The following is a 23,357-nucleotide window of genomic DNA, read 5'->3' on the forward strand; positions in this document are numbered from 1 at the left end:
GCCCACCTCTGAGGAGACTGCCTTGGTGACCCTGACCATCAACGGAAAGCCCCACGAGGCCGAGCTGCCGGCGGAGATGCCGCTGCTCTGGGCGCTGCGCGACGAGTTCCGCCTGCCCGGCACCAAGTACGGCTGCGGCGTGGCCCAGTGCGGCGCCTGCACGGTGCACATCAACGGCGCGCCGACGCGCGCCTGCATCACGCCGGTGGGTGCCGCCCAGGGCGCCCGGGTGACCACCATCGAAGGCTTGGCCGACCTGCCGCACGGCGCGGCGCTGCAGGCCGCCTGGCTGAAGCTGGACGTCATGCAGTGCGGCTACTGCCAGGCCGGCCAGCTGATGAGCGCGGCCGCGCTGCTGAAGGCCACCCCCCGCCCTACCGACGCCGACATCGACGCCGCGATGAGCGGCAATGTATGCCGCTGCGCGACCTACACCCGCATCCGCGCGGCGATCAAGCTCGCCGCCGGCCTGGACACCACCGACAGGCGGCCGGCATGAGCGCGGCGGGCACGACGCTGTCCCGGCGCCTCTTCATCGCCTGCGGGGCGCTGGCGGGCGGCGGCTTCATCACGGGCTTCGGCGCGTCGGCGCAGGAAGCGGCGGCGGGCCGCACGCGGCTCGGCCCCTATGTCGCCGTCGCGGCCGATGGCGGCATCACGCTGCTGGCCAAGAACCCCGAGATCGGCCAGGGCATCAAGACCTCGCTGGCGATGATCCTCGCGGAGGAGCTGGACGCCGACTGGCAGCGCGTGCGGGTGGACACCGCCTCGGTGGACGAGCAGCTCTACGGCGGCCAGACGGCCGGCGGCTCCACCAGCACGCCCACCAACTACGAGCCGCTGCGCCGCGCGGGTGCCGCCGTGCGCGCCAGCCTCGTGCAGGCGGCGGCGCAGCGGCTCGGCGTGGCCGCCAGCGAGCTGACGGTGAAACTGGGCGTCATCAGCCATGCGGCGAGTTCGCGCGCACTGGGCTTCGGCGAGGTCGCCGCGCTGGCCGCCACCCTGCCCGCGCCCGACCCGGCCGCGGTGCCGCTGAAGAACCCGCGCGACTTCGCCCTCATCGGCACGCCGCAAGCAGGTGTGGACGGGCCGCGCATCGTCCGTGGCGAACCCATCTTCGGCATCGACACGGTGCTGCCCGGCATGAAGTACGCCGTGGTGTGCCGCCCGCCGGTGTTCGGTGCGCGCCTGCGCTCGGCCAACCTCGACGAGGTGCGCGCGCTGCCCGGCGTGCTGCAGGTCTTCGTGCTGGCGGGCACCGGCAACATCAAGGGCCTGCAGGACGGGGTGGCCGTCGTCGCCGAACGCTGGTGGCAGGCCCGCATGGCGCGCGACCGTCTTCGGGTCGACTGGGACGAGACCGACGCCGCCGCGCACGACAGCCGCCTCTACGACGCCACGGCGCAGGTGCTGCTGCGCGGCCGTGGCACGGCCATCGTCAGCAAGGGCGACGCCGACGCGGCGCTGGCCCGGGCCAGCCAGGTCGTCGAGGCCGTCTACGAGACGCCCTTTCTGCCGCACCTGACGCTGGAGCCGCAGAACTGCGCCGCGAGGCCGCTGGGCGACGGCGTCGAGATCTGGGCCCCGACCCAGGCACCGGGCGGCGGGCGCCGCCTCGTGGCCCGCGAACTGGGCCTGACCGAGGCCCAGGTCACCGTGCACATGGTGCGCGTGGGCGGCGGTTTCGGCCGGCGGCTGGAGAACGACTACATGGTGGAAGCCGCCGCCATCGCGCGGCAGTCGGGCCTGCCCGTCAAGCTGCTGTGGACGCGCGAGGACGACGTCACGCACGACTTCTACCGCGCCGGCAGCCACCACCGCCTGCGCGGCGGGCTCGACGCGCAGGGCCGCGTGCAGGCCTACGCGGCCCATGGCGTGACCTACGCGCGCGACGGCAAACCGGCCCAGGGCGCCGACATCGTGCCGCACGACTTCCTGCGCCAGACGATTCCGCACTTCCAGCTGGAACAGTCGCTCATCGAGACGCGCGTGCCGACGGGCTATCTGCGCGCACCCACGTCGAACTCGCTGGCCTTCATCCACGAGTGCTTTCTGGACGAACTGGCGCACCACGCCGGCCAGGACCCCTTCGACCTGCGCCTGTCGCTGCTGGCGAGCCGGCGCGGCCAGCCACCTGAACCGCCGCTGAACGCCCGCGCCCAGCCCTACGACCTCGAGCGCATGCAGGCGGTGCTGCAGCGGCTGCGCGAGCGCTCCGGCTGGGACCGCCCACACCCCAAGGCCGGCTCAGGCGTGGGCCTGGGCATGGCCACCTATTTCAGCCACCGCGGCTATTTCGCCGAGGTCGCCAAGGTGCAGGTGGACGCCGATGGCCAGTGGCGCGTGCTCAAGGTCTGGGCCGTGGGCGACGTGGGGTCGGTCATCGTCAACCCGTCGGCCGCGCGCAACCAGGTCGAGGGCAGCATCATCGACGGCATCGGGCAGCTGCGCCAGGCGATCACCTTCGGCCGCGGCCGGGCCCAGCAGTCCAACCTGCATGAAATCCCGCTGATGCGCATGGCCGACACGCCGCACATCGACATCGACTTCCTCCTCAGCGACCACCCGCCCACGGGCCTGGGCGAGCCGGCCCTGCCGCCCGTGCTGCCGGCCGTGTGCAATGCGCTGCACGCCGCCACCGGCGTGCGCATCCGCAAGCTGCCCATCGACACGGCCGCGCTCGCCCGCCCGCAGCGGCCGGCGCCCCGCTGACACCGACGCGCTTGCTCCCCGCTCCCTAGAATCCCCCGGGGCCGCACCCACCGTGCGGCCCTGCGCCCCTGCTGCCGCGCCAAAAGCGCGGCCTTTTGTTTTCCCCTGTCGCGCCACAAGCGCCCGTTGCATGAACCCGACCTCCCTCTTCGGCCTGCCTGACCAGGCCGCCCACGAGCGCGTGCTGCTCGCCACCGACCCCGCCACCGGCCTGCGAGCCATCCTCGCCGTGCACAGCACCTCGCGCGGCCCGGCCTTCGGCGGCTGCCGCTTCTGGCACTACGACTCCGACCTCGCCGCGCTGAACGACGCGCTGCGCCTGTCCCAGGGCATGAGCCTGAAGAACGCGCTGGCCGACCTGCCCTTCGGCGGCGGCAAGGCCGTCATCCTCAAGCCTGCCGGCGCGTTCGACCGCCCGGCGCTGTTCGCCGCCTTCGGCCGTGCGGTGCAGTCGCTGAACGGCGCCTACATCACCGCGGAAGACGTCGGCACGACGACGGCAGACATGCGCGGCATGCAGGCCGTGACGCCATTCGTCAGCGGCATTCCGCGCGAAGGCGCCTTCGGTGGCGACCCCAGCCCCAAGACCGCCTGGGGCGTGTTCGTGGCCATCCAGGCCGGCGCACGGCTGGTGCTGGGCCGCGACTCGCTGGACGGCGTGCGCGTGGCGCTGCAGGGCCTGGGCGCAGTGGGCTGGCATCTGGCCGAGTTCCTGCACCGTGCGGGCGCCAAGCTGGTGGTGGCGGATGTCGATGCCGACAAGGTCGCCCGTGCCGTCACGGCCTTCGGCGCGACGCCGGCCCATGTGGCCGAGATCCTGGCCGCCGACGTCGACGTGCTGTCGCCCTGCGCCTTGGGCGCGTCGCTGAACGAGCAGACCGTGCCGGCCATCCGCGCCCGGCTGGTGGCCGGCGCGGCGAACAACCAGCTCGCCACGCCCGCCGACGGCGATGCGCTGCAGCGCCGCGGCATCTGCTACCTGCCCGACTACCTGGTGAACGCCGGCGGCATCATCAGCGTGGCGCGCGAGTACCGCGGCGAGGGTGAGGAAGGCGCGGTGATGGCCGAGGTCAGCCGCATCGCCGAGCGCGTGGAAGAACTGCTGCAGCGCGTACAAGCGGCCGACTCGACCCCCGCCCGCGTCGCCGACGACTGGGCCCGCAGCAAGCTCTGACCCCACCCCTACCGGCTTCGCCGCTCTTCTGAAGCGGGCGCTGCCGGATGAACGAACGCCTGGCGATGCCAGGCGTCTCGTGTCGGGCCGCGCCGGATCACTCGCCCAGATAAGCGGCGCGGACCTTGGGGTCGTTGAGCAGCACGTCGCCGTCGCCTTCCATCGTCACTTCGCCCGACTCCATCACGTAGCCACGGTTGGCCAGCTGCAGCGCGCGGCTGGCGTTCTGCTCGACGAGCAGCACCGTGACGCCCTGCTGGTGGATGTCGTTCACGACCTCGAAGATTTTGTCCACCATGATGGGCGACAGGCCCATGGACGGCTCATCCAGCAGCAGCACCTTGGGCCGTGCCATCAGCGCGCGGCCCATGGCCAGCATCTGCTGTTCACCGCCGGACATCGTGCCGGCCAGCTGCTTGGCGCGCTCCTTCAGGCGCGGGAACAGCGTGAAGACCTTGTCGATGTCGGCCTGGATCTCGCCATCCTTGCGGTTGTAGGCGCCCATCTGCAGGTTCTCGACGATGGTCATGCGCGTGAACGTGCCGCGCCCTTCGGGCACCATCACCAGGCCCTTCTTGGCGAGGTCCCAGGACCCGCGGCCCCGGATGGATTCGCCGAGGTAGGTCACCTCGCCGTCGGCCACCGGCTGCAGGCCGGTCACGGCCTTCAGCGTCGTCGTCTTGCCCGCGCCGTTGGCGCCGATCAGCGACACCAGTTCGCCCTCGCGCACCTCGAAGCTGACGCCCTTGACGGCCTGGATGCCGCCGTAGGCCACCTTCAGGCCGCTGACCTTGAGCAGGGTTTGCTTTGTTGTCATGTCGTTCTCTCAACTCGCGTCGTGAATTCCCCAGCGGCACCCGTGGAACTGGCTCTGCCAGGCCACCAGGTGCGGCCCCCTCGAGGGGGAGCGCGCAGCGCTGCGGGGGTGGGCATCAGTGCGCTTTGTGGCCGGCGCCGAGGTAGGCCTCGATCACCTTCTCGTTGCTCTGCACCTCGGCGGGCGTGCCTTCGGCGATCTGCTTGCCGTAGTCCAGCACCGTGACGCGGTCGCACAGGCCCATGACCAGCTTCACGTCATGCTCGATGAGCAGGATGGTGCGGCCGTCGTTGCGGATGCGGTCGATCAGCTCGCGCAGCACGACCTTCTCCGTCGCGTTCATGCCGGCGGCCGGCTCGTCGAGCGCGATGAGCTGCGGGTCGGTGGCAAGCGCCCGGGCGATCTCCAGCCGGCGCTGGTCGCCGTAGCTCAGCGTGCGGGCCTTGAACTCGGCGTACTTGGCGATGCCGACGTAGTCCAGCAGTTCCAGCGCGCGGGCCTTGATCGCCGCCTCCTCGGCCTTGAAGGCCGGCGTGCGGAACACGGCGCCGAACAGCCCGGAGCGCGTGCGGATGTGGCGGCCGACCATGACGTTCTCCAGCGCCGTCATGTCGGCGAACAGCCGGATGTTCTGGAAGGTGCGCGCGATGCCGGCCTTGGCGACCTGGTGCACTGCCTGCGGCGTGTAGGGCGTGCCGCCCAGCGAGAAGCTGCCGCCATCGGGCGTGTAGAGGCCCGTGATGACGTTGAAGAACGTCGTCTTGCCGGCACCGTTGGGGCCGATGAGGCCGTAGACCTGGCCGCGCTGGATCTGGATGCCGACGTCGGACAGGGCTTGCACGCCGCCGAAGCGCTTGGACGCGCCGCTGACGTTGAGGACGATGTTGTCGTGGGTGGTCACCGCGAGACCTCCTTGATTGCGTAAATCTGGCGGGCCGAGCGCCGGGCCGCTCCCAAGCCGGCCCGCGTTGGGCGATGTGCATGCGGCTCGATGCCGCATGCATCGCCGTCCCCGCGGGGGACCGGCCAACGTACTCGTTGGACGAGGGGCTTCATTTCGCGACCGGGGCCGACTTGCCATGCTCCGGCGCGGGCCACAGGCCGCGCGGGCGGATCAGCATGATGGAGATCATCGCCAGCGCGATGAGCAGCTGGCGCAGGATGGAGGCGTCGATGCGGCCATCGGTCATGTTCTGGATGTCACCGGCCACGTAGCGCAGCACCTCGGGCAGCGCCGCCAGCAGCAGCGCACCGAGGATGACGCCCGGCAGATGGCCGATACCGCCCAGCACCACCATCGCGACGATGATGATGGACTCGTCCAGGCTGAACGATTCGGGCGACACGAAGCCCTGGAAGCTCGCGAACATCGCACCGGCCACACCGCCGAAGGTGGCGCCCATGCCGAAGGCCAGCAGCTTCATGTTGCGGGTGTTGATGCCCATGGCCTTGGCGGCGATCTCGTCCTCGCGGATGGCCATCCAGGCACGGCCCACGCGCGAGTTCTCCAGCCGGTGGCAGATCAGCACGCTGACCACGACCAGCGCCAGGAACAGGTAGTAGTACAGCGTCACCGACGGCAGCGTGAAGTCACCGATCTGCAGCGGCTTGCCGAGGTCCACGCCGAACACATGGAAGGCGTCGATCTGGCCAATGCCGCGCGGACCGTTGGTGATGTTGACCGGGTCCTCGAGGTTGTTCAGGAACACGCGGATGATTTCGCCGAAGCCCAGCGTGACGATGGCCAGGTAGTCGCCGCGCAGCTTCAGCGTCGGCGCGCCGAGCAGGATGCCGAACAGCGCCGCAAGCCCGGCGCCCAGCGGGATGACCAGCCAGATGGGCGAATGCAGCCCGTTGGGAAACGCCGCCTGGAAGGCCTCGAAGTTGCTGCTCAGGTGCGGGCTGGCCATGAGGCCGAACATGTAGGCACCGACGGCGTAGAAGGCCACATAGCCCAGGTCCAGCAGGCCCGCGTAGCCGACGACGATGTTCAGCCCCAGCGCCAGCAGCACGTACAGCAGCGCCAGGTCGATGATGCGCACCGGGCCGCTGCCATAGCGTTGGGCGACCAGCGGCACGAGCAGCAGCCCGATGGCCGCCGCGACGAAGGTGAAGAGTTTCTTGGTGTCCATGTCTTGGCTCCGGTCAGGCGCGATCGGCCACACGCTCGCCGAGCAGGCCCGAGGGCCGCAGCGTCAGCACGAGGATGAGGGCGACGAAGGCGAAGATGTCGGCGTAATGACTGCCCAGCACGCCGCCGGTCAGGTCACCAAGGTAGCCCGCGCCGATGGCCTCGATCAGCCCCAGCAGCACGCCGCCCAGCACGGCGCCGGCCAGGTTGCCGATGCCGCCCAGCACGGCGGCCGTGAAGGCCTTGAGCCCGGGCATGAAGCCCATGCTGTGCTGCACGGTGCCGAAGTTCGCGGCCCACATCAGGCCCGCCACGGCGGCGAGCGCGGCGCCGATGACGAAGGTGGTGGAGATGATGAAGTCAGGCTTCACGCCCATCAGACCGGCCACGCGCGGGTTCTCCGCCGTGGCCCGCATCGCGCGGCCCAGCTTGGTGTAGTTCACGAGGTACATCAGCGCCGACAGGATGACGACGGTGAGCCCGAGGATCAGGCACTGCGTGACGGTGATGACCGGCCCGCCCAGGTCGATGGGGTCGGTCGGCAGCAGCAGCGGGAACGGCTTGGGATTGGGCTTCCAGATCATCTGCGCCAGTACCTTGAGCAGCAGCGACATGCCCATCGCCGTGATCAGCGGGGCCAGGCGCGGCGCGTTGCGCAGCGGCCGATAGGCCACCTTCTCGACGGTGAAGTTCAGCACCGCGCAGACGACGATCGCGGCGACGAGGCCGATCAACATCATGGCCCAGCCCGGCAGGCCCGAGTCGGCCAGGGCGGTGACCAGCGTCCAGCTGACCATGGCGCCGACCATCAGGATCTCGCCGTGCGCGAAGTTGATGAGGTTGATGATGCCGTACACCATCGTGTAGCCCAGCGCGACGAGGGCGTACATCGCCCCTAGCACGAGGCCGTTGATGATCTGCTGGATGAGCGTCTCAATGTCCATAAGAGGCCTTGCGAATTTGAAGGGCGCAGCATGCGCCCATCGACCCGGGACAAAGTGCAACCCTCATGCCAAGCGCGGCGTTTCAAGGGTATTCACCGAGCGTCGGCGCGGGTCCGGCGTTTGATCCATCCCACGCAGCGCGTCCGGGCCGGATGGCACGAGTTTCCACGCGCGACGACTGAGCGGAAATCCGCACAAACCGCACGCGCGGCGGGCGGTTCTTCGCCAGCCCGCAAAAAACCCTCGCGCAGACGGCCGCGCCGCGCTGGCGATGGGCACACTACGAGGCCGTTTCGCCATGCCCGTGCCCGACTCCTTTCGCCCTCGCGTGCTGCGCCTGCTGCGGCCGCTGAGCCGCCCCGGCTTCCATCTGTTCCTGACCGGCCTGCTGATGGTGCTCGGCTTCGTGCTCGCGCACCGCTTGAGTGAACGCGCCGGTCGCGACGAGCTGTCTGCGCTGAGCACCGAGCGGCTGGGCCTGTACGCCGCCAACCTCGCCGCCGAACTGGGCCGCCATGCGTCGCTGCCCAGCCTGCTGGCCATCGACCCGACGCTGCAGGCGCTGATGCTGGCGCCGCAGGACGCCGAGCGGCGCCGCGCCGCGAGCCAGACGCTCGCGCGCGTCAACGTGCGAGCCGGCACGCAGCAGATCTTCGTCGCCGATGCACGGGGCCAGGTGTTGTCCGCCAGCGAGGCATTGACCCCGCCGGCCCGGCTCAACGAGGCGATGGCCCAGGGCCGCACCCACTTCTTCGCGGCCGACCCGACGACCGGCAGCACCGACTTCTACCTGTTGCACGCGCTGCCACAGCCGGGCGCGGCAGCGGCCGTCATCGTCGTGCGCTTCAACCTCGCGCCGCTGGAGGCCACCTGGGTCGACCTGGGCCTGCGATCGCAGGGCGAGCGCATCCTCTGCGCCGATGACCAGGACGTCGTCATCATGAGTTCGGTGCAGGCCTGGAAGTACGCCGCGCTGGGCCATGCCGACCCCTCGCGTCGCCAGGCCCTACAGGCCAGCGCCCGCTACCCCCAGCCCATCGGCCCCGACCTCGCCCTGCCGGCCTCGCTGGAGGTGCACCAGGGCCAGCAGGTGCAGCTCCCCCTGCCCGGCGCGCGCTCCACGCAACCGATGCTGGCGCAGCAGTTCCAGCTGGTGCCGCTGGGGCTCAAGCTCGTGGCGCTGTCGGACCTCAGCGAGGTGCGCCAGCGCGCCCAGCTCGCGGCCTGGGGTGGCGCGGCCTTCGGCGCCAGCATCGGCCTGCTGGTGCTGCACCTGTCTTCACGGCGGCGCGCGCTGCGCCAGCTCACGCAGGCCCAGGCTGACCTGCGCCAGACCCACGCCCGGCTGGAGCAGCTGGTGGACAGCCGCACCGCCGAGCTGCGCCACACGAACGAAGCGCTGAAGACCCAGATCGCCCAGCGCCTGCAGACCGAAGGCGAACTGCTGCAGGCCAGCAAGCTCGCGGTGCTGGGGCAGATGTCGGCCGGCCTGTCACACGAGGTCAACCAGCCACTGACGGCGCTGCGCGCCCTCGCGCGCAATTCCGTGCGGCTGCTCGAAGGCGGCCGGCACGACGCAGTCGCCACCAACCTGCAGCTGATGGACGACATGGTGGAGCGCATGGGCCGCATCACCCGCCAGCTCAAGAGCTTCGCGCGCCGCGCCGACGAGCAGCTGGCCGGCGACATCCCGCTGCTGGCCAGCGTGCGCAACGCGCTGCTGCTGCTGGAACACCGCACGCGTGCATTGGGCCTGCAGGCCGACGTCGACGTACCCGCCGACCTGCGCGTGCGCGCCGAGGCAAACCGGCTGGAGCAGGTGCTCGTGAATCTGCTGGGGAACGCCATGGATGCGCTGGACGCACAGGGCACGCCGCAGCCCGGGCCACTGCGCGAGTTGCGTGTGCGGGCCACCGCACTCGACGGCGGGCGGCGTGTGCTCGTGCAGGTGCAGGACAGCGGCGGCGGCATGACCGACGCCGACCTCGCCCATCTGTTCGAACCCTTCTTCACCACCAAGCCAGCCGGCGAAGGGCTGGGCCTGGGGCTGGTCATCTCCGCCAAGATCGTGCGCGAGTTTGGCGGCACACTGCGCGCCGAGCGCCTGCCGCAAGGCATGAGTTTCGAGTTCGACCTTGCCGTCGAAACCTGGGAAGCCGCACGGGAGTCTGACGATGTTTGAAGGCTACAAGGTCGTGTTCGTCGAGGACGACCTGGCGGTGCGCGTGAGCCTCACGCAGACGCTGGAGCTGGAGGGCCTGGCCGTCGTGCCCTGCCGCAGCGCGGAGGAAGCCCTGCCGCATCTGCAGCCCGGCGCGCCGGTGGTGCTGATCACCGACGTGCGGCTGCCGGGCATGGATGGCCGCGCGCTGCTGGCCCATGTGCAGGCAACCGACTCCAGCATCCCGACGGTGTTGATCACCGCCCACGGCGACGTGGCGATGGCCGTGCAGGCCATGCGAGCGGGCGCCTACGACTTCATCGAAAAGCCCTTCGCGCCGGAGCGTCTCGTGGACGTCGCCCGCCGCGCGCTGGACCTGCGCACGCTGCGCCACTCGGCCGACGAGCTGCGCGCGCAGCTGCACAGCGCCAGCGGCATCGAAGCCGCGCTGCTGGGCCAGTCGCCGGCCATGCAGCAGCTGCGCCGCCAGGTGCTGAACCTCGCCGGCACCTCGGCCGATGTGCTCATCGTCGGCGAGACGGGCACCGGCAAGGAACTCGTCGCGCGCTGCCTGCACGACCAGAGCCCGCGCCGCGACCGCCACTTCGTCGCCATCAATTGCGGCGGCCTGCCCGAGGCGCTCTTCGAGAGCGAGCTGTTCGGCCATGAGCCCGGTTCGTTCACGAGCGCGGCCAAGCGGCGCATCGGCAAGATCGAACACGCCAACGGCGGCACGCTGCTGCTCGACGAGATCGAGACCATGCCCATCACGCTGCAGATCAAGCTGCTGCGCGTGCTGCAGGAGCGCCGTGTCGAGCGCCTGGGCTCCAACGACGAGGTGCCCGTGAACCTGCGCTTCATCGCCGCGAGCAAGTTCGACCTGAAGGAGCAGTCGGCCAAGGGCGAGTTCCGCAGCGACCTCTACTACCGCCTGAACATCGCCACGCTCACACTGCCGCCGCTGCGCGAGCGCCGCGAAGACATCCCGCTGCTGTTCGAGCACTTCGTCGCACAGGCCTGCGTGCGCTACGAGCGCGCGTCGCCCGAGCTGACGCCGGAGAAGCTGCGCGAGCTGATGGCCCACGACTGGCCCGGCAACGTGCGCGAGATCCGCAACGCCGCCGACCGTTTCGTGCTGGCGCTGGACGACCTGGACCCGCAGGCCGCGCTTGAGGCGGCGCCTTCATTGAACCTGGCCCGGCAGATGGACCTCGTCGAGAAGACGCTGATCGAGCAGGCGCTGCGGCGCTGCCACGGCAAGATCGCCGCCGCCATGGAGCTGCTGGGCACGCCGCGCAAGACGCTGTATGACAAGCTGCACCGGCACGGCATTCAGCTGGATGACTTTCGCTAGAGTCAGCACATGAAGTTCCGTTCAGAGAAGCGCAGCGATCCGTTCGACACCGCAATCGTCAGCTTTCTGTACGAAACCGCGCTTTACGTGGTTAGCGGCGCGGCTCTCTTGATGGCCATCTCTGAATCCGCGGCATGGCCGCTGTATGTCTGGTGTGCCGTGATGACCCTCATGCAATGCGTGAGGATCTACTTCGGCTTTTGGCGTCGATCTAGCGATAACGCTCCGGGTCCGACGAATCCGTCGGACTGGCAATGACGCGTCGGAATGCCGCGCTCATGGGCAGGCGGAGATTGAGCCCCTGCGACGGCAGCGGCTGCTCGAACCAGCGGCGGTAGATCGCGTGGATCTCGCCGCTGCGATAGAGCCCGGCCAGCACGCCATCCACCAGCGCCTTGAACTGTGGGTCTCCCCGGCGCAGGCCGATGGCATAGGGCTCCACGGTCAGCGCGGTGTCCGAGATGCGGTAGTCGTCGGCCCCTGGGCCCAGCTGAGCCAGGAAGGCGCGCAGCAGCACGTCGTCCATCAGGAAGGCCGAGGCCCGGCCACTGCGCAGCAGCTGAAAGCCTTCCGGGTCGTCAACGCCGCCGAGGATGCGGATGTCCAGCGCCTGCTGCTCGTTGACCTTGGCGAGATGCTGGATGCTGGTGGTGCCGATCGTCGACGCCACGGGCTGGCCGCGCAGGTCGGCCAGCGCCTGCACCGCAGGCTCGGCGGCCCGCGTCATGAGCCGGGTTTCCGCCACGAAGATGGTCAGGGAGAAAGCCTGCTGGCGCGCCCGCTCCGCCGTGTTCGTCGTGATGCCGCATTCCAGGTCCAGCGTGCCGTTGATGACCAGCGGCATGCGCGTGGCCGACGCCACCTCGACGCGGCGCACCTCCAGCGCCGGCAACTGCAGCTTCTGGCGCACGGCGGCAACGATGCGGTCGCACAGCTCCACGGTGTAGCCGGTGGGGCGCAGCTGCGCATCGAGATACGAGAACGGCAGCGAGGCCGGCCGGTAGCCGATGACGATGACGCCGGTATCGCGCACGCGCGTGAGCGTCGGTCCATCGGCCGCGTGGGCGGCCAAGACGGCAGCACCCGCCACCGCGCCGGCCAGCAGGCCACGCAGCCACCGCCATGTCGTCACCCTCACGTCGCGCCAAGTCATCGGGTCTCACCCAGGCCGAAAGCGCGGCATTGTCCACGCGCGTCAGAACGGGCACCGCCCGGCACGCCTCGTTACTCTGTGTCGACGCTGACACAGAGGGCATACGCCGATGACAAACGGCCGCGCGAAGCTGGCGCCCCCCACAACTCCAAGGTTTGCGCCGCATGACCACCAACGCCCCTTCGACGCCCCGCCCTGCCCGCCGCCAGGCCCTGGGCGCTCTCAGCATGCTGGGCGCGCTGACGCTGCAGGCCTGCGGCGGAGGCAGCAACGCGTCGTCCGGCAGCAAGAGCAGCAATGCGCTGCTGCTGGGCTTGAGCCTGTCCAGCGGCAGCCTGTCGCCGGCCTTCGCGAGTGACACCCTGGTCTATGTGGCGGCCGTGCCCAACTCCACGACTGCGCTGACGGTCACGCCCACGGCCTCCGACACCGGCGCCACCATCCGTGTGAACGGCAGCGTCGTCGCCAGCGGCGGGAGCAGCAGTGCACTGCCGCTGAACGTCGGCGGCAACACCGTGTCGCTGGTGGTCACGGCCGCGGATGGCAGCACCAGCCGCACCTACACCGTCGTCGTCACCCGCGCGGCGGCGGCGGCCTCGTCGGACGCCTCGCTGGCCGCGCTCGCGCTGTCGGCCGGCAGCCTGTCGCCGAGCTTCGCGGCGGGCACGCTGTCGTACACGGCCGACGTGGCCAACAGCGTCAGCAGCCTCACGCTGACCGCCACGACGAGCAGCGCGTCCGCGACGGTGACAGTCGGCGGCGTGACGGTGGCCAGCGGTGCAGCGAGCAGTGCGCTGGCACTGGCGGTGGGCACGACGACGATCAGCATCGTCGTCACCGCGCAGGACGGCAGCACCACGCGCAGCTACACGGTGGCCGTCACGCGCGCGGCGGCCTCGGTGTCCAGCGACGCGACCTTGAGCGGGCTGATGCTGTCGGCCGGCACGCTGACGCCCAGCTTCGCGTCGGGCACCGGCAGCTACGCCGCGTCCGTCGCGAACGGCGTGGCCTCGCTGACCATCACGCCCACTGCCACCGTCGCGGCATCCACGATCACGGTCAACGGCGCGGCCGTGGCCAACGGCAGCAGCTCGGGGGCCATCGCGCTCGCCGTGGGCAGCAACAGCATCACCATCGTCGTCACGGCGCAGGACCGCTCGACCACCCGCACGACGACGCTGACCGTCACACGGGCCGCAGCCACGGTCTCCAGCGACGCCAGCCTGAGCGCCCTGACGCTGTCGTCTGGCAGCCTCTCGCCCGCCTTTGCCGCCGCGACGACCAGCTACACGGCCTCGCTGGCCAACACGGTCACGTCCGTCACCGTGACGCCCACGACCGCCAACAGCGCCGCGACCGTGAAGGTCAACGGCAGCACGGTGGCCAGCGGCGGCGCGTCGGCGTCGGTGGCGTTGTCGGCGGGCAGCACGTCGACCATCTCCGTCGTGGTGACCGCGGAGGACGGCGTGACCACGCGCACCTACACGCTGCTGGCCACACGCGCCAGCGTCGGCACCTGCACGCTGACGCCCACCGAAACCCAAGGCCCCTACCCGCTGCTGGCCATCCTGTCCAACACGGCCATGGTGCGCAGCGACATCCGCGAGGGCAAGACCGGCGTGCCGCTGACCGTCAAGCTGACCATCCTGGACCTGAGCAATGGCTGCACGCCCGTGGCCGGCGCCGCCGTCTACATCTGGCACTGCGACAAGGACGGGCTGTACTCGGGCTACAGCGTGTCCAACAACGCCGGCCAGGCGGGGCTGACGTATCTGCGCGGCATCCAGGTGACGGACAGCAACGGCCTCGCCACGTTCACGACCATCTACCCGGGCTGGTACGCCGGGCGCATCACGCACGTGCACTTCCAGGTCTACCTGAACAACAACCTGAGCGTGACAGCCACGGCCACGTCGCAACTGGCTTTCCCGCAAGCCACGACACAGGCCGTCTACAACACGTCGCTCTACACCAAGGGGCAGAACAACTCGGTCACCAGCTTCGCCGCCGACAACGTGTTCAGCGACGGCACCACCTACCAAATGGCCGCCATCAGCGGCGACGCGACCAGCGGCTACACCGCCGAACTGCAGGTGACCATCGCCTGACGTTCAGGTGCCGGATGCGCCAGCCTCGTCGTCGAGCTGGCGCAGCCAGGCCAGCTTCTCGGCGATCTTGGCCTCCATGCCGCGCGGCACTGGCTCATACCAGCCCTGGCCTTCCAGGCCGTCTGGCAGGTATTGCTCGCCGGCCGCGTAGGCGTTCGGCTCGTCATGCGCATAGCGGTAGGCGCGGCCGTAGCCCAACTCCTTCATCAGCTGGGTCGGCGCGTTGCGCAGGTGCACGGGCACGGGGCGGGAGGTGTCCTGCTTGATGAACGCCCGGACTGAGTTGAACGCGTTGTAGACGGCATTGCTCTTGGCCGCCACGGCGAGGTAGACGACGGCCTGGGCCAGCGCGAGTTCGCCCTCGGGGGAGCCGAGTCGCTCGTAGGCCTCGGCGGCGTCCAGCGTCATGCGCAAGGCTCGCGGGTCAGCCAGACCGATGTCTTCGCTGGCCATGCGGATCAAGCGGCGCGAGATGTAGCGGGCGTCAACGCCGCCATCCAGCATGCGCGCGAACCAGTACAGCGCGCCGTCGGGGTTGCTGCCGCGGATCGACTTGTGCAGCGCGGAGATGACGTCGTAGAACTGGTCGCCGCCCTTGTCATAGCGGCGCAACTGCTCGCCAAGCGCACGCTCCAGCAGCGCCTCGTCGATCTGCGCGCCCTGGGCCAGCGAGGCGGACGTGTCGAAGGCATTGAGCAGCCGGCGCGCGTCGCCATCCGCATAGCCGATGAGGCGCTGCGCGGCTTCGGGCGTGGGCTCGGGCACGCCCAGTTCGGCGGCGCCGCGGGCGATGAGCTGGCCCAGTTCCTCGGCGTCCAGGCTCTTGAGCACCTGCACCGTGGCGCGTGACAGCAGCGCCGAGTTGACCTCGAAGCTGGGGTTCTCCGTCGTCGCGCCGATGAAGGTGAACAAGCCCGCCTCCACGTGCGGCAGGAAGGCGTCCTGCTGCGACTTGTTGAAGCGATGCACCTCGTCGACGAACACGACCGTGCGCCGGCCCTGCGCCGCGGCAACCTGCGCGCGCTCCACCGCCTCGCGGATCTCCTTCACGCCGCCCAGCACGGCCGAGATGGCGATGAACTGCGCGTCGAAGGCGCCCGCCATCAGGCGAGCCAGCGTCGTCTTGCCCACGCCCGGCGGGCCCCACAGGATCATGCTGTGCAGGCGGCCGGCGTCGAAGGCCACGCGCAGCGGCATGCCAGGGCCCAGCAGATGGCGCTGGCCGATGACGTCGTCCAGCGTGCGCGGCCGCAGCCGCTCGGCCAGCGGGATGCCCGCCTGCGGCGCCGACGGAGCGGCCGTCGGCTGCGGCAGCGGGTCGTCGTCGAACAGCGAACTCACTGCTCGATGAGGTCCGCGCCAGCCGGCAGCTTGAACTGGAAGCGCTCGGCCGCGAGCGGCACGTTGGCCTGCACGGCGCTGAAATCCAGCCGTGAGCGCTGGCCGAAGCCGTCGACGATTTCCATCGCCGCCAGGCCTTTCTCGCGGAAGCCCAGCTTGAGCGACTGGATCGTCGACTCGGCCTGCTTCGGCACCGCCTGCACCCAGTCCAGCCCACCCTCGCTCGTCAGCGCCTTCAGCGTGAAATCGCGCTCGAGGTTGGTGCCGGCCAGCAGCGCGGCGGGCGTGGCACCGAGGGCATCGGCCAGCTTGCGCGAGCTGGCCTGGTTGAGGTCGGCGTCGTAGATCCAGACCTTGGCCCCGTCCGCGACGATGACCTGCTCGAAGGGCTTGGCGTAGGCAAAGCGGAAACGGTTGGGCCGCTCGAACTCGAAGGTACCGGACGACACCTTCTTGCGCTTGCCGTCGGGCGAGGTCACCGTCTGCGTGAAGCCGGCCTTGCCGGTCTTCACATCGCGCGCGAAGTCGCGCAGCGCGTCGACCGCATCGGCCTGAACGGCGGTGGCTGCCGCCAGCAGCGACAGGGAAAGGAGAAATTGCTTCATGGGTCTCGTCACTCGTCCCGCTTGGGAATGATCAGTTCGCGGCTGCCGTTGGTGGCCAGCGCGCCGACGAGGCCGGATTTCTCCATCTGCTCCAGCAGCCGCGCGGCGCGGTTGTAGCCTATGCGCAGATGGCGCTGCACCAGCGAGATCGACGCCTTGCGATGCTGTAGGACGATGGCGACGGCCTGGTCGTACATGGGATCTTGTTCACCGCTGGATTCGCCCGGCGCCGGCGCCTCGCCGTCGACACCGTCGAGCACGCCGCCTTCGAGGATTCCTTCGATGTAGTTGGGCTCGCCCTGCGACTTGATGTACTCCACCACGCGGTGCACCTCGTCGTCGCTGACAAAGGCGCCGTGCACGCGGATGGGCAAACCCGTGCCCGAGGGCATGTAGAGCATGTCGCCCATGCCCAGCAGCGCCTCGGCACCCATCTGGTCGAGGATGGTGCGGCTGTCGATCTTGGAGCTGACCTGGAAGGACAGACGCGTCGGGATGTTGGCCTTGATGAGGCCCGTGATGACGTCCACGGACGGCCGCTGCGTGGCCAAAATCAGGTGGATGCCGGCCGCGCGCGCCTTCTGCGCCAGGCGGGCGATCAACTCCTCGATCTTCTTGCCCACCACCATCATCAGGTCCGCCAGCTCGTCGATGACGACGACGATGAACGGCAGGCGCTCCAGCGGCTCGGGCTCTTCCGGCGTCAGGCTGAAGGGATTGGGGATGCTCTGGCCCTGGGCCTTGGCTTCGTCGATCTTCTTGTTGTAGCCGGCCAGGTTGCGCACGCCCAGCTTGGACATGTATTTGTAGCGCCGCTCCATCTCGCCAACGCACCAGTTCAGCGCGTTGCCGGCCTGCTTCATGTCGGTGACGACGGGCGCGAGCAGGTGCGGGATACCCTCGTACACGCTCATTTCCAGCATCTTGGGGTCGATGAGGATGAGCCGCACGTCGCGGGCCTCGGCCTTGTAGAGCAGGCTGAGGATCATCGCGTTGATACCCACCGACTTGCCCGAGCCCGTCGTACCGGCCACGAGGCAGTGCGGCATCTTGGCCAGGTCGGCCACGATGGGCGCGCCGACGATGTCCTTGCCCAGACCCATGGTCAGCTGGGAGGCGGCGTCAGCATAGACCTGCGAGCCGAGGATCTCGGACAGCCGGATGGTCTGCCGGCGCGCGTTGGGCAGCTCCAGCGCCATGTAGTTCTTGCCGGGAATGGTCTCGACGACGCGGATGGACACCAAGCTCAGCGAGCGGGCCAGGTCCTTGGCCAGGCCGACGATCTGCGAGCCCTTCACGCCGGTGGCCGGCTCGATCTCGTAGCGGGTGATGACCGGCCCGGGCGACGCCGCGACGACATGCACTTCCACGCCGAAGTCGCGCAGCTTCTTCTCGATGAGGCGGCTGGTCATCTCCAGCGACTCGGGTGTCACCGTCTCCTGGCGTGCAGGTGCGGCGTCCAGCAGGTCCACCTGCGGCAGCTTGGCATCGCCCGCGTCGACGAACAGCGTCTGCTGGCGCTCCTTGGCCACACGCGTGGACTGCGGCACCTCCACGATGGGCGGCTCGATGACGAGCGGCACGTCCTCGATGCCCAGGTCTCGCTCGAACTGGCGCTCGGCCTCGCGCTCGACCTCCACCTCCTGCTCGCGCTCCTTCAGCGCCCGCTGACCGGCCTTCTGATCGGCCTTGATCTCGCGCTGCTCGAGGTACTGCTCGCGCAGGTGCTCGATGCGCTCGCCGATGCGCTCGGCCAGATGGCCCCACGAGAAACGCAGCGCCCACGACATGCCGGTCAGCAGCAGCACGATCCAGACGACGCCTGAGCCGGCAAAGCCCAGGCCTTTCATGCCCAGCGGCCCCAGCATGTAACCCAGCATGCCGCCCGCATGGTTGGGCAGGTGGGGCTCGACGGCGTACAGCCGGCTCCATTCCAGCGCGCAGCTGGCGCAAAGCAGCAGCACGACGCCCAGCCACCAACGCGCCCGCTGGCTCCAGCGCGGCGCGGGTGCCACGTCGTGGCGCAACAGCCCGGCCAGGCTGCGCAGCCAGCCGCGCAGCGCCAGCAGCGGCAACCACCAGGCCGAGAATCCGAACATGAAGAGCAGCCCGTCCGAGACGCAGGCGCCGATGCTGCCCACGCGATTGCCGGCGATGGCGCGCTGCCCGCTGGTGCTGAAGGCCGGGTCCCGCAGGTCATGCGTGGCCATGGCCAGCACGAGCAGAGCCAGCAGCAAGGCCGTCAGCGCCAGCCACAGCGGCGTGCGCAGCAGCCGCGAGGCCGCAGACGGCGGGGGCACATCGCGCTTGGGCGCCTGGCGGCGCGAAGGCTTGGCGGGCGCGGCGGGTTCGCCAGCGGGCTCGTCGCCGCCAAGCAGGGAACCGAGGGGAAAACTCATCCCCGCATTGTCGCCGTCAATCGTGGGTCAGGCGTTCCTTGATGACCACCGAACCGTTCTCAAGCGTTTCGATGACGCCGCGCTCCTCGAGGTCCTTCATGACACGGCTGACCATCTCGCGTGAGGCCCCCACGACCTTGGCCATGTCCTGGCGCGACACCTTGCCGCGGATGATCTTGATGCCTTTTTCGTCCTCGGCCATGTCCAGCAGCGTGCGTGCCACGCGGCCATAGACATCCAGCAGCGCCAGCGACTCGATCTGCCGGTCGGCGTTGCGCAGGCGCGCGACGAGGCCACGCAAGATGCCGTAAGACAGGCTGCTGCTCTCGGGAAGGCAGCGGGCGAACTCCAGCCGCCCCAGCACCAGCATGTCGGTCTGCACTTCCGCCCGCACAGTGGCCGAATGCGGCTCGTTGTCGATCAGGCTCATCTCGCCGACGTAATCCCCCGACTGCAGGACAGCCAGGATGACCTCCCGGCCGCGCTGGTCGGCCGTCAGCACGCGGGCACGACCGTTTAACAGAATGAAAAGGGCGTTGGATTTTGTGCCCTGCTCGACGATCAGCTCACCACGCTTGAATCGCCGCTTGACGACGCTATCTGCAATCGACTGGGCCTGATCGGTGGTCAACATCGAAAACAACGGAACCCGGCGGATCAGATCGAGGTTGGAAATCATCGCCATATGAAGTCTCCAGGTTTGAGCCCACAGGCCAACTCATAAATGCGCCTGCCTAGAATCACGTGCATTGTGCACACGCGGCGGGCCTCGCTACCCCAGTTAAGCCTGGATTTCACCCCTAAAAGGGCCTTGCGATACGCCGCACCCTCCTCAATTTGCCCACCATGACTGCCAACACCCAACACCACGGCCTGCTCATCCTCGGGTCCGGCCCTGCCGGCTACACCGCCGCCATCTACGCCGCTCGCGCCAACCTCAAGCCGACGCTGCTGACGGGCATGGCGCAAGGGGGGCAGCTCATGACCACGACCGAGGTCGACAACTGGCCCGCAGACGTGATGGGCGTGCAGGGTCCGGAACTGATGCAGCGCTTCCAGGAGCATGCCGAGCGCTTCAACACGCAGATCGTGTTCGACCACATCAACAAGGTCGATTTCTCCAAGCGCCCCTTCACGCTGTTCGGCGACAGCGGCACCTACACCTGCGATGCGCTGATCATCGCCACCGGCGCGTCGGCCAAGTACCTGGGCCTGGAGTCCGAGCAATCGTTCATGGGCCGCGGCGTCAGCGCCTGCGCCACGTGTGACGGCTTCTTCTACCGCGGCCAGGAAGTGTGCGTCGTCGGCGGCGGCAACACTGCCGTCGAAGAAGCGCTGTACTTGTCCAACATCGCCAACAAGGTGCACCTCATCCACCGCCGCGACAAGTTCCGCGCGGAGCCCATCCTGATCGACAAGCTCATGGAGAAGGTCGCCGCCGGCAAGATCGAGCTGCACCTCTTCCAGCAGCTCGACGAGGTGCTGGGCAATGAAGCGGGCGTCAATGGCGTTCGCACGGTCAATGTGCAGGATGGCAGCAAGGTCGACATCCCCGTGCATGGCTGCTTCATCGCCATCGGCCACCAGCCCAACACCGAGATCTTCCTGGGTCAGATCGAGACCAAGGATGGCTACATCGTCACCCGCAGCGGCCTGAACGGCTTCGCCACGATGACCAGCGTGCCCGGCGTCTTTGCAGCCGGCGACGTGCAGGACCATGTGTACCGCCAAGCCATCACCAGCGCCGGCACGGGCTGCATGGCCGCGCTCGACGCACAGCGCTTCCTGGAGCAGGAGCACGGCTGAGCAATCGGCGGCGCGGCTTTCAACGCCGCGCAATTACCGCTATACTCGCGGGCTTGCCTGCCGGATGGACCGCATCGGGCCGTCGTTTGATGGCCGGATTTAGCAGGCATAAGCGGTCAAAGGGCTGCCCGAATCGTTTTGGGCGGCTGGTCAAACGTCAGAGTGGAGAAGCGTCATGGCACGCGTCTGTCAAGTCACGGGCAAGAAGCCCATGGTCGGGAACAATGTTTCCCACGCCAACAACAAAACCAAGCGCCGGTTCCTGCCGAACCTGCAATACCGCCGTTTCTGGGTGGAATCCGAAAACCGCTGGGTGCGCCTGCGCATCACGAACGCCGCTCTGCGTCTGATCGACAAGGTCGGCATCGACCAGGTCGTCGCCGACCTGCGTGCCAAGGGCGAGCTGTAAAGCGCGCCGTTCACTGACCTACTGAAGGAACACGACCATGGCATCCAAAGGCGGCCGCGAAAAGATCAAGCTGGAGTCCACCGCGGGCACCGGCCACTTCTACACGACGAACAAGAACAAGAAGACCACGCCCGAAAAGCTGGAATTCATGAAGTTCGATCCCAAGGCACGCAAGCACGTGCTGTACAAGGAAATCAAGCTGAAGTGATGCGCCAGGCGGCACACGCCGCCATGGGCAATCAGCCAACAAAAACCCGCCTCGCGCAACGCAGGCGGGTTTTTACTTTCCGGCCCAGCAAAAACGCCGGCCAGCAAGCCTTCAGTGTGACGCTGGCGACGCCGACGCGGTGTCAGTCCGGAATTCACTTCCAAACCACTGGTCGATCATGCGCTTCTCGTAGCGCAGCGTGTCGGAGCTGAAGTAGTTGTTGAAGCCACTCTGGTAGTTCATGTCGCCCAGCACGGCCTTGCCCTGCCGCACCACCTTGCCCTCCTCGCGCACTTCGTAGTTCAACCAGATCGACGGCAGCGTCACGGTGCGCATCACGCGCACCCAAGTCGTGCTGCGGCCGAGCGGCTCCACCTGCCCCGCAAGATCGACATCCGTCACCTCGATGCGCACATCCTTGCCAGGCAGATATTTCTGCGCCTGACCCACCAGGTGCTTTTCGATGTCCTTCAGCACGTCTTCATCGCGAAAACCGCTGTTGTCCTTGATATCGACAAAGGTCTCCGGCTTGATGAAGCTCACCTGCACGTCAGCGTGCGCAGCACCCATGGCGGCCAACAGGCCCAGGGCGATCCAGCGGTATTTCATGGCATGCCTCCTGAATGAAAGACGGCGTAGACAAAGTTTAGGCCAGACGTAAAAAAGCGCCCGACAGGGGCGCCCTTTACTCCGGGAAACGGATTGCCGCTCAGGCGTGAGCCGAGCGCAGCCGCATCGAGAACGCGCGGAGCTCGGCAATGCCGCTCTCTTCCGCACGGCGGCACCAACCCTGCAGGTCAACCACCAGCTGCTCGGCGGACACGTTGGTACGCGTCCACAGCTGACGCAGCTCTTCGCGCATCGTCACCAGCTTGTCGATCACCGGGCTGGCGGCGCGCGCATTGGCCAGCTCGCCCTGCAGGCCAGCGGGAATGCGCTCCTCGTCGCGATGCAACCAACGGGCCGCCAGCTTGAACTGGGCAAAACGCTCCGTGTGACGGCCACCCTCGGCCTTGATCTTTTCCAGCTCAGCAGAACAGGCCGCCTTCAGGTCACGGGCATAGCTGGCCATGACTTCGTAGCGGTTGGCGATCAGCGCTTCCAGCGTTCGGGCATCGGCCGGCTTGATCTCGCCCAGGCTCAGGCGGGGCGCGGTCTTGCGCACCTTGGCCCAGCCCAGCATCTCCAGGCCACGGATATAGACCCAGCCGATGTCGAACTCGTAGGGCTTGACGGAGAACTTCGCCGACGTCGGGTAGGTGTGGTGGTTGTTGTGCAGCTCTTCGCCACCAATGATCAAGGTCCAGGGGACCAGGTTGGTCGAGGCATCGGGCGCCTCGAAATTGCGATAACCCCAGTAGTGGCCAATGCCGTTGACGACGCCCGCCGCCCAGAACGGGATCCAGGCCATCTGGATGGCCCAGATCGTGGCGCCGATGGCGCCGAACAGCGTGACGTTGATGATGAGCATCAACAGAATGCCCTTCGCGCTGTGCTTCAGATAGACATTGCGCTCCACCCAGTCATTCGGCGTGCCGTGGCTGTACTTGGCAATGGTCTCGGCGTTCTTGGCCTCGGCGCGATAGAGCTCGGCGCCCTCGGCCATGACCTTCTTCAGGCCGCGCGTTTGCGGGCTGTGCGGGTCTTCCTCGGTTTCGCACTTGGCGTGGTGCTTGCGATGGATGGCCACCCACTCGCGGGTGACCATGCCGGTCGTCATCCACAGCCAGAAGCGGAAGAAGTGCGACGGGATGGGCCCCAGGTCCAGCGCGCGGTGAGCCTGTGAGCGATGCAGGAAGATCGTGACCGAAGCGATCGTGATGTGAGTCACGATCAGCGTGTAGATCACCAATTGCCAGGCGCTGAAGCCGACCAGCCCGTCAGAGAGCCAGTTCAACAGCGCGTTGAGAAAGTCGTTCATGCGTCCAGGACCTCGCCCTCGAAGGGGCATGCAAAGGAACTTCAATTGTAGGGGCGCGCCCCCAAAAACAAGGGACATGGCCGCGCGCCAACGTGCAAGCACGTGTGATGCGAC

At 68.4% G+C, this 23,357-nt stretch carries 20 protein-coding genes; 9 read left to right on the forward strand and 11 right to left on the reverse strand.

All coding sequences use genetic code 11. The annotated features are described in order from the left end of the window. Positions 1 to 22 precede the first annotated feature (22 nt). The 3 genes from ACG00X_RS12855 to ACG00X_RS12865 all read left to right on the forward strand — a co-directional run bounded on the left by ACG00X_RS12855 (position 23) and on the right by ACG00X_RS12865 (position 3,886). On the forward strand, positions 23 to 499 hold the full coding sequence (locus tag ACG00X_RS12855; RefSeq protein WP_394488582.1) for a (2Fe-2S)-binding protein: 477 nt from the start codon (positions 23 to 25) through the stop codon (positions 497 to 499). After that, positions 496 to 2,712, forward strand: a complete 2,217-nt coding sequence (locus ACG00X_RS12860) for a xanthine dehydrogenase family protein molybdopterin-binding subunit (RefSeq protein ID WP_394488583.1) — start codon at positions 496 to 498, stop codon at positions 2,710 to 2,712. The genes ACG00X_RS12855 and ACG00X_RS12860 overlap by 4 nt, the downstream gene beginning before the upstream one ends. A 130-nt stretch (positions 2,713 to 2,842) precedes the next feature. Beyond that, a complete protein-coding gene (locus ACG00X_RS12865) occupies positions 2,843 to 3,886 on the forward strand; it encodes a Leu/Phe/Val dehydrogenase (protein WP_394488584.1) in 1,044 nt (347 codons plus the stop codon). 97 nt (positions 3,887 to 3,983) lie between these two features. Here ACG00X_RS12865 and ACG00X_RS12870 read toward each other — a convergent pair whose 3' ends face one another. From ACG00X_RS12870 to ACG00X_RS12885, 4 genes are all read right to left on the reverse strand, one after another. After that, complete coding sequence (locus ACG00X_RS12870; protein WP_394488585.1) at positions 3,984 to 4,703, reverse strand: ABC transporter ATP-binding protein; 720 nt, start codon at positions 4,701 to 4,703, stop codon at positions 3,984 to 3,986. A 115-nt stretch (positions 4,704 to 4,818) separates the two neighbouring features. After that, positions 4,819 to 5,604 (reverse strand): ABC transporter ATP-binding protein, encoded by a 786-nt coding sequence (locus ACG00X_RS12875; protein ID WP_394488586.1) that lies wholly within the window; start codon positions 5,602 to 5,604, stop codon positions 4,819 to 4,821. Positions 5,605 to 5,755: 151 nt separating this feature from the next. Further along, positions 5,756 to 6,835 (reverse strand): branched-chain amino acid ABC transporter permease, encoded by a 1,080-nt coding sequence (locus ACG00X_RS12880; protein ID WP_394488587.1) that lies wholly within the window; start codon positions 6,833 to 6,835, stop codon positions 5,756 to 5,758. Positions 6,836 to 6,848: 13 nt separating this feature from the next. Then, entirely contained in the window at positions 6,849 to 7,772 is a 924-nt protein-coding gene (locus ACG00X_RS12885) for a branched-chain amino acid ABC transporter permease (RefSeq protein WP_394488778.1), read from the reverse strand. 304 nt (positions 7,773 to 8,076) lie between these two features. On the opposite strand from ACG00X_RS12885, the gene ACG00X_RS12890 reads away from it, so the two are divergent. Together ACG00X_RS12890 and ACG00X_RS12895 are read left to right on the forward strand one after the other, a co-directional pair. Further along, entirely contained in the window at positions 8,077 to 9,960 is a 1,884-nt protein-coding gene (locus ACG00X_RS12890) for a sensor histidine kinase (RefSeq protein ID WP_394488588.1), read from the forward strand. Next, entirely contained in the window at positions 9,953 to 11,293 is a 1,341-nt protein-coding gene (locus ACG00X_RS12895; RefSeq protein WP_394488589.1) for a sigma-54-dependent transcriptional regulator, read from the forward strand. The genes ACG00X_RS12890 and ACG00X_RS12895 overlap by 8 nt, the downstream gene beginning before the upstream one ends. Before the next feature lie 211 nt (positions 11,294 to 11,504). Here ACG00X_RS12895 and ACG00X_RS12900 read toward each other — a convergent pair whose 3' ends face one another. After that, positions 11,505 to 12,446: an amino acid ABC transporter substrate-binding protein gene (locus tag ACG00X_RS12900; protein ID WP_394488590.1), complete on the reverse strand. Its 942-nt coding sequence runs from the start codon at positions 12,444 to 12,446 to the stop codon at positions 11,505 to 11,507. A gap of 164 nt (positions 12,447 to 12,610) precedes the next feature. On the opposite strand from ACG00X_RS12900, the gene ACG00X_RS12905 reads away from it, so the two are divergent. After that, a complete protein-coding gene (locus ACG00X_RS12905) occupies positions 12,611 to 14,554 on the forward strand; it encodes a cadherin-like beta sandwich domain-containing protein (protein WP_394488591.1) in 1,944 nt (647 codons plus the stop codon). A gap of 3 nt (positions 14,555 to 14,557) precedes the next feature. Here ACG00X_RS12905 and ACG00X_RS12910 read toward each other — a convergent pair whose 3' ends face one another. The 4 genes from ACG00X_RS12910 to ACG00X_RS12925 are packed head-to-tail and all read right to left on the reverse strand — an operon-like array spanning position 14,558 to position 19,584. Next, positions 14,558 to 15,895, reverse strand: a complete 1,338-nt coding sequence (locus tag ACG00X_RS12910; protein WP_394488592.1) for a replication-associated recombination protein A — start codon at positions 15,893 to 15,895, stop codon at positions 14,558 to 14,560. Continuing rightward, positions 15,892 to 16,500 (reverse strand): outer membrane lipoprotein periplasmic chaperone LolA, encoded by a 609-nt coding sequence (gene lolA / locus ACG00X_RS12915; protein WP_394488593.1) that lies wholly within the window; start codon positions 16,498 to 16,500, stop codon positions 15,892 to 15,894. Before lolA ends, ACG00X_RS12910 begins: the two co-directional genes overlap by 4 nt. 8 nt (positions 16,501 to 16,508) lie before the next feature. Beyond that, positions 16,509 to 18,899, reverse strand: coding sequence for a DNA translocase FtsK (locus ACG00X_RS12920; protein ID WP_394488594.1), 2,391 nt, complete (start codon positions 18,897 to 18,899; stop codon positions 16,509 to 16,511). A 16-nt stretch (positions 18,900 to 18,915) separates the two neighbouring features. After that, on the reverse strand, positions 18,916 to 19,584 hold the full coding sequence (locus ACG00X_RS12925; RefSeq protein WP_394406723.1) for a Crp/Fnr family transcriptional regulator: 669 nt from the start codon (positions 19,582 to 19,584) through the stop codon (positions 18,916 to 18,918). A 161-nt stretch (positions 19,585 to 19,745) separates the two neighbouring features. On the opposite strand from ACG00X_RS12925, the gene trxB reads away from it, so the two are divergent. From trxB to rpmG, 3 genes are all read left to right on the forward strand, one after another. Continuing rightward, complete coding sequence (gene trxB / locus ACG00X_RS12930; RefSeq protein ID WP_394488595.1) at positions 19,746 to 20,705, forward strand: thioredoxin-disulfide reductase; 960 nt, start codon at positions 19,746 to 19,748, stop codon at positions 20,703 to 20,705. A gap of 175 nt (positions 20,706 to 20,880) precedes the next feature. Then, positions 20,881 to 21,114 (forward strand): 50S ribosomal protein L28, encoded by a 234-nt coding sequence (rpmB, locus tag ACG00X_RS12935; protein ID WP_025564080.1) that lies wholly within the window; start codon positions 20,881 to 20,883, stop codon positions 21,112 to 21,114. A gap of 37 nt (positions 21,115 to 21,151) precedes the next feature. Further along, positions 21,152 to 21,322 (forward strand): 50S ribosomal protein L33, encoded by a 171-nt coding sequence (rpmG, locus tag ACG00X_RS12940; RefSeq protein ID WP_025564431.1) that lies wholly within the window; start codon positions 21,152 to 21,154, stop codon positions 21,320 to 21,322. A gap of 111 nt (positions 21,323 to 21,433) precedes the next feature. Here the strand turns inward: rpmG and ACG00X_RS12945 are convergent, their stop codons facing one another. Then, positions 21,434 to 21,931 carry a DUF3016 domain-containing protein gene (locus ACG00X_RS12945; protein ID WP_394488596.1) on the reverse strand — a complete coding sequence of 166 codons (498 nt, stop codon included), beginning with the start codon at positions 21,929 to 21,931 and terminating at the stop codon, positions 21,434 to 21,436. A 100-nt stretch (positions 21,932 to 22,031) separates the two neighbouring features. Continuing rightward, positions 22,032 to 23,243 carry a DesA family fatty acid desaturase gene (locus ACG00X_RS12950; protein ID WP_394488597.1) on the reverse strand — a complete coding sequence of 404 codons (1,212 nt, stop codon included), beginning with the start codon at positions 23,241 to 23,243 and terminating at the stop codon, positions 22,032 to 22,034. Between the last annotated feature and the right edge of the window lie 114 nt (positions 23,244 to 23,357).

It is taken from the genome of Pelomonas nitida, assembly GCF_043555975.1.
Classification (GTDB): Bacteria; Pseudomonadota; Gammaproteobacteria; order Burkholderiales; family Burkholderiaceae_C; genus Pelomonas; species Pelomonas nitida.

Excerpts from the sequence above, each read along its gene's own strand:
- ACG00X_RS12860 (WP_394488583.1), top strand. The coding sequence starts at position 496 with ATGAGCGCGGCGGGCACGACGCTGTCCCGGCGCCTCTTCATCGCCTGC.
- ACG00X_RS12865 (WP_394488584.1), top strand. The coding sequence starts at position 2,843 with ATGAACCCGACCTCCCTCTTCGGCCTGCCTGACCAGGCCGCCCACGAG.
- ACG00X_RS12870 (WP_394488585.1), bottom strand. The coding sequence starts at position 4,703 with ATGACAACAAAGCAAACCCTGCTCAAGGTCAGCGGCCTGAAGGTGGCC.
- ACG00X_RS12880 (WP_394488587.1), bottom strand. The coding sequence starts at position 6,835 with ATGGACACCAAGAAACTCTTCACCTTCGTCGCGGCGGCCATCGGGCTG.
- ACG00X_RS12890 (WP_394488588.1), top strand. The coding sequence starts at position 8,077 with ATGCCCGTGCCCGACTCCTTTCGCCCTCGCGTGCTGCGCCTGCTGCGG.
- ACG00X_RS12895 (WP_394488589.1), top strand. The coding sequence starts at position 9,953 with ATGTTTGAAGGCTACAAGGTCGTGTTCGTCGAGGACGACCTGGCGGTG.
- ACG00X_RS12900 (WP_394488590.1), bottom strand. The coding sequence starts at position 12,446 with ATGACTTGGCGCGACGTGAGGGTGACGACATGGCGGTGGCTGCGTGGC.
- ACG00X_RS12905 (WP_394488591.1), top strand. The coding sequence starts at position 12,611 with ATGACCACCAACGCCCCTTCGACGCCCCGCCCTGCCCGCCGCCAGGCC.
- lolA (WP_394488593.1), bottom strand. The coding sequence starts at position 16,500 with ATGAAGCAATTTCTCCTTTCCCTGTCGCTGCTGGCGGCAGCCACCGCC.
- ACG00X_RS12920 (WP_394488594.1), bottom strand. The coding sequence starts at position 18,899 with ATGAGTTTTCCCCTCGGTTCCCTGCTTGGCGGCGACGAGCCCGCTGGC.
- ACG00X_RS12925 (WP_394406723.1), bottom strand. The coding sequence starts at position 19,584 with ATGGCGATGATTTCCAACCTCGATCTGATCCGCCGGGTTCCGTTGTTT.
- trxB (WP_394488595.1), top strand. The coding sequence starts at position 19,746 with ATGACTGCCAACACCCAACACCACGGCCTGCTCATCCTCGGGTCCGGC.
- rpmB (WP_025564080.1), top strand. The coding sequence starts at position 20,881 with ATGGCACGCGTCTGTCAAGTCACGGGCAAGAAGCCCATGGTCGGGAAC.
- rpmG (WP_025564431.1), top strand. The coding sequence starts at position 21,152 with ATGGCATCCAAAGGCGGCCGCGAAAAGATCAAGCTGGAGTCCACCGCG.
- ACG00X_RS12945 (WP_394488596.1), bottom strand. The coding sequence starts at position 21,931 with ATGAAATACCGCTGGATCGCCCTGGGCCTGTTGGCCGCCATGGGTGCT.
- ACG00X_RS12950 (WP_394488597.1), bottom strand. The coding sequence starts at position 23,243 with ATGAACGACTTTCTCAACGCGCTGTTGAACTGGCTCTCTGACGGGCTG.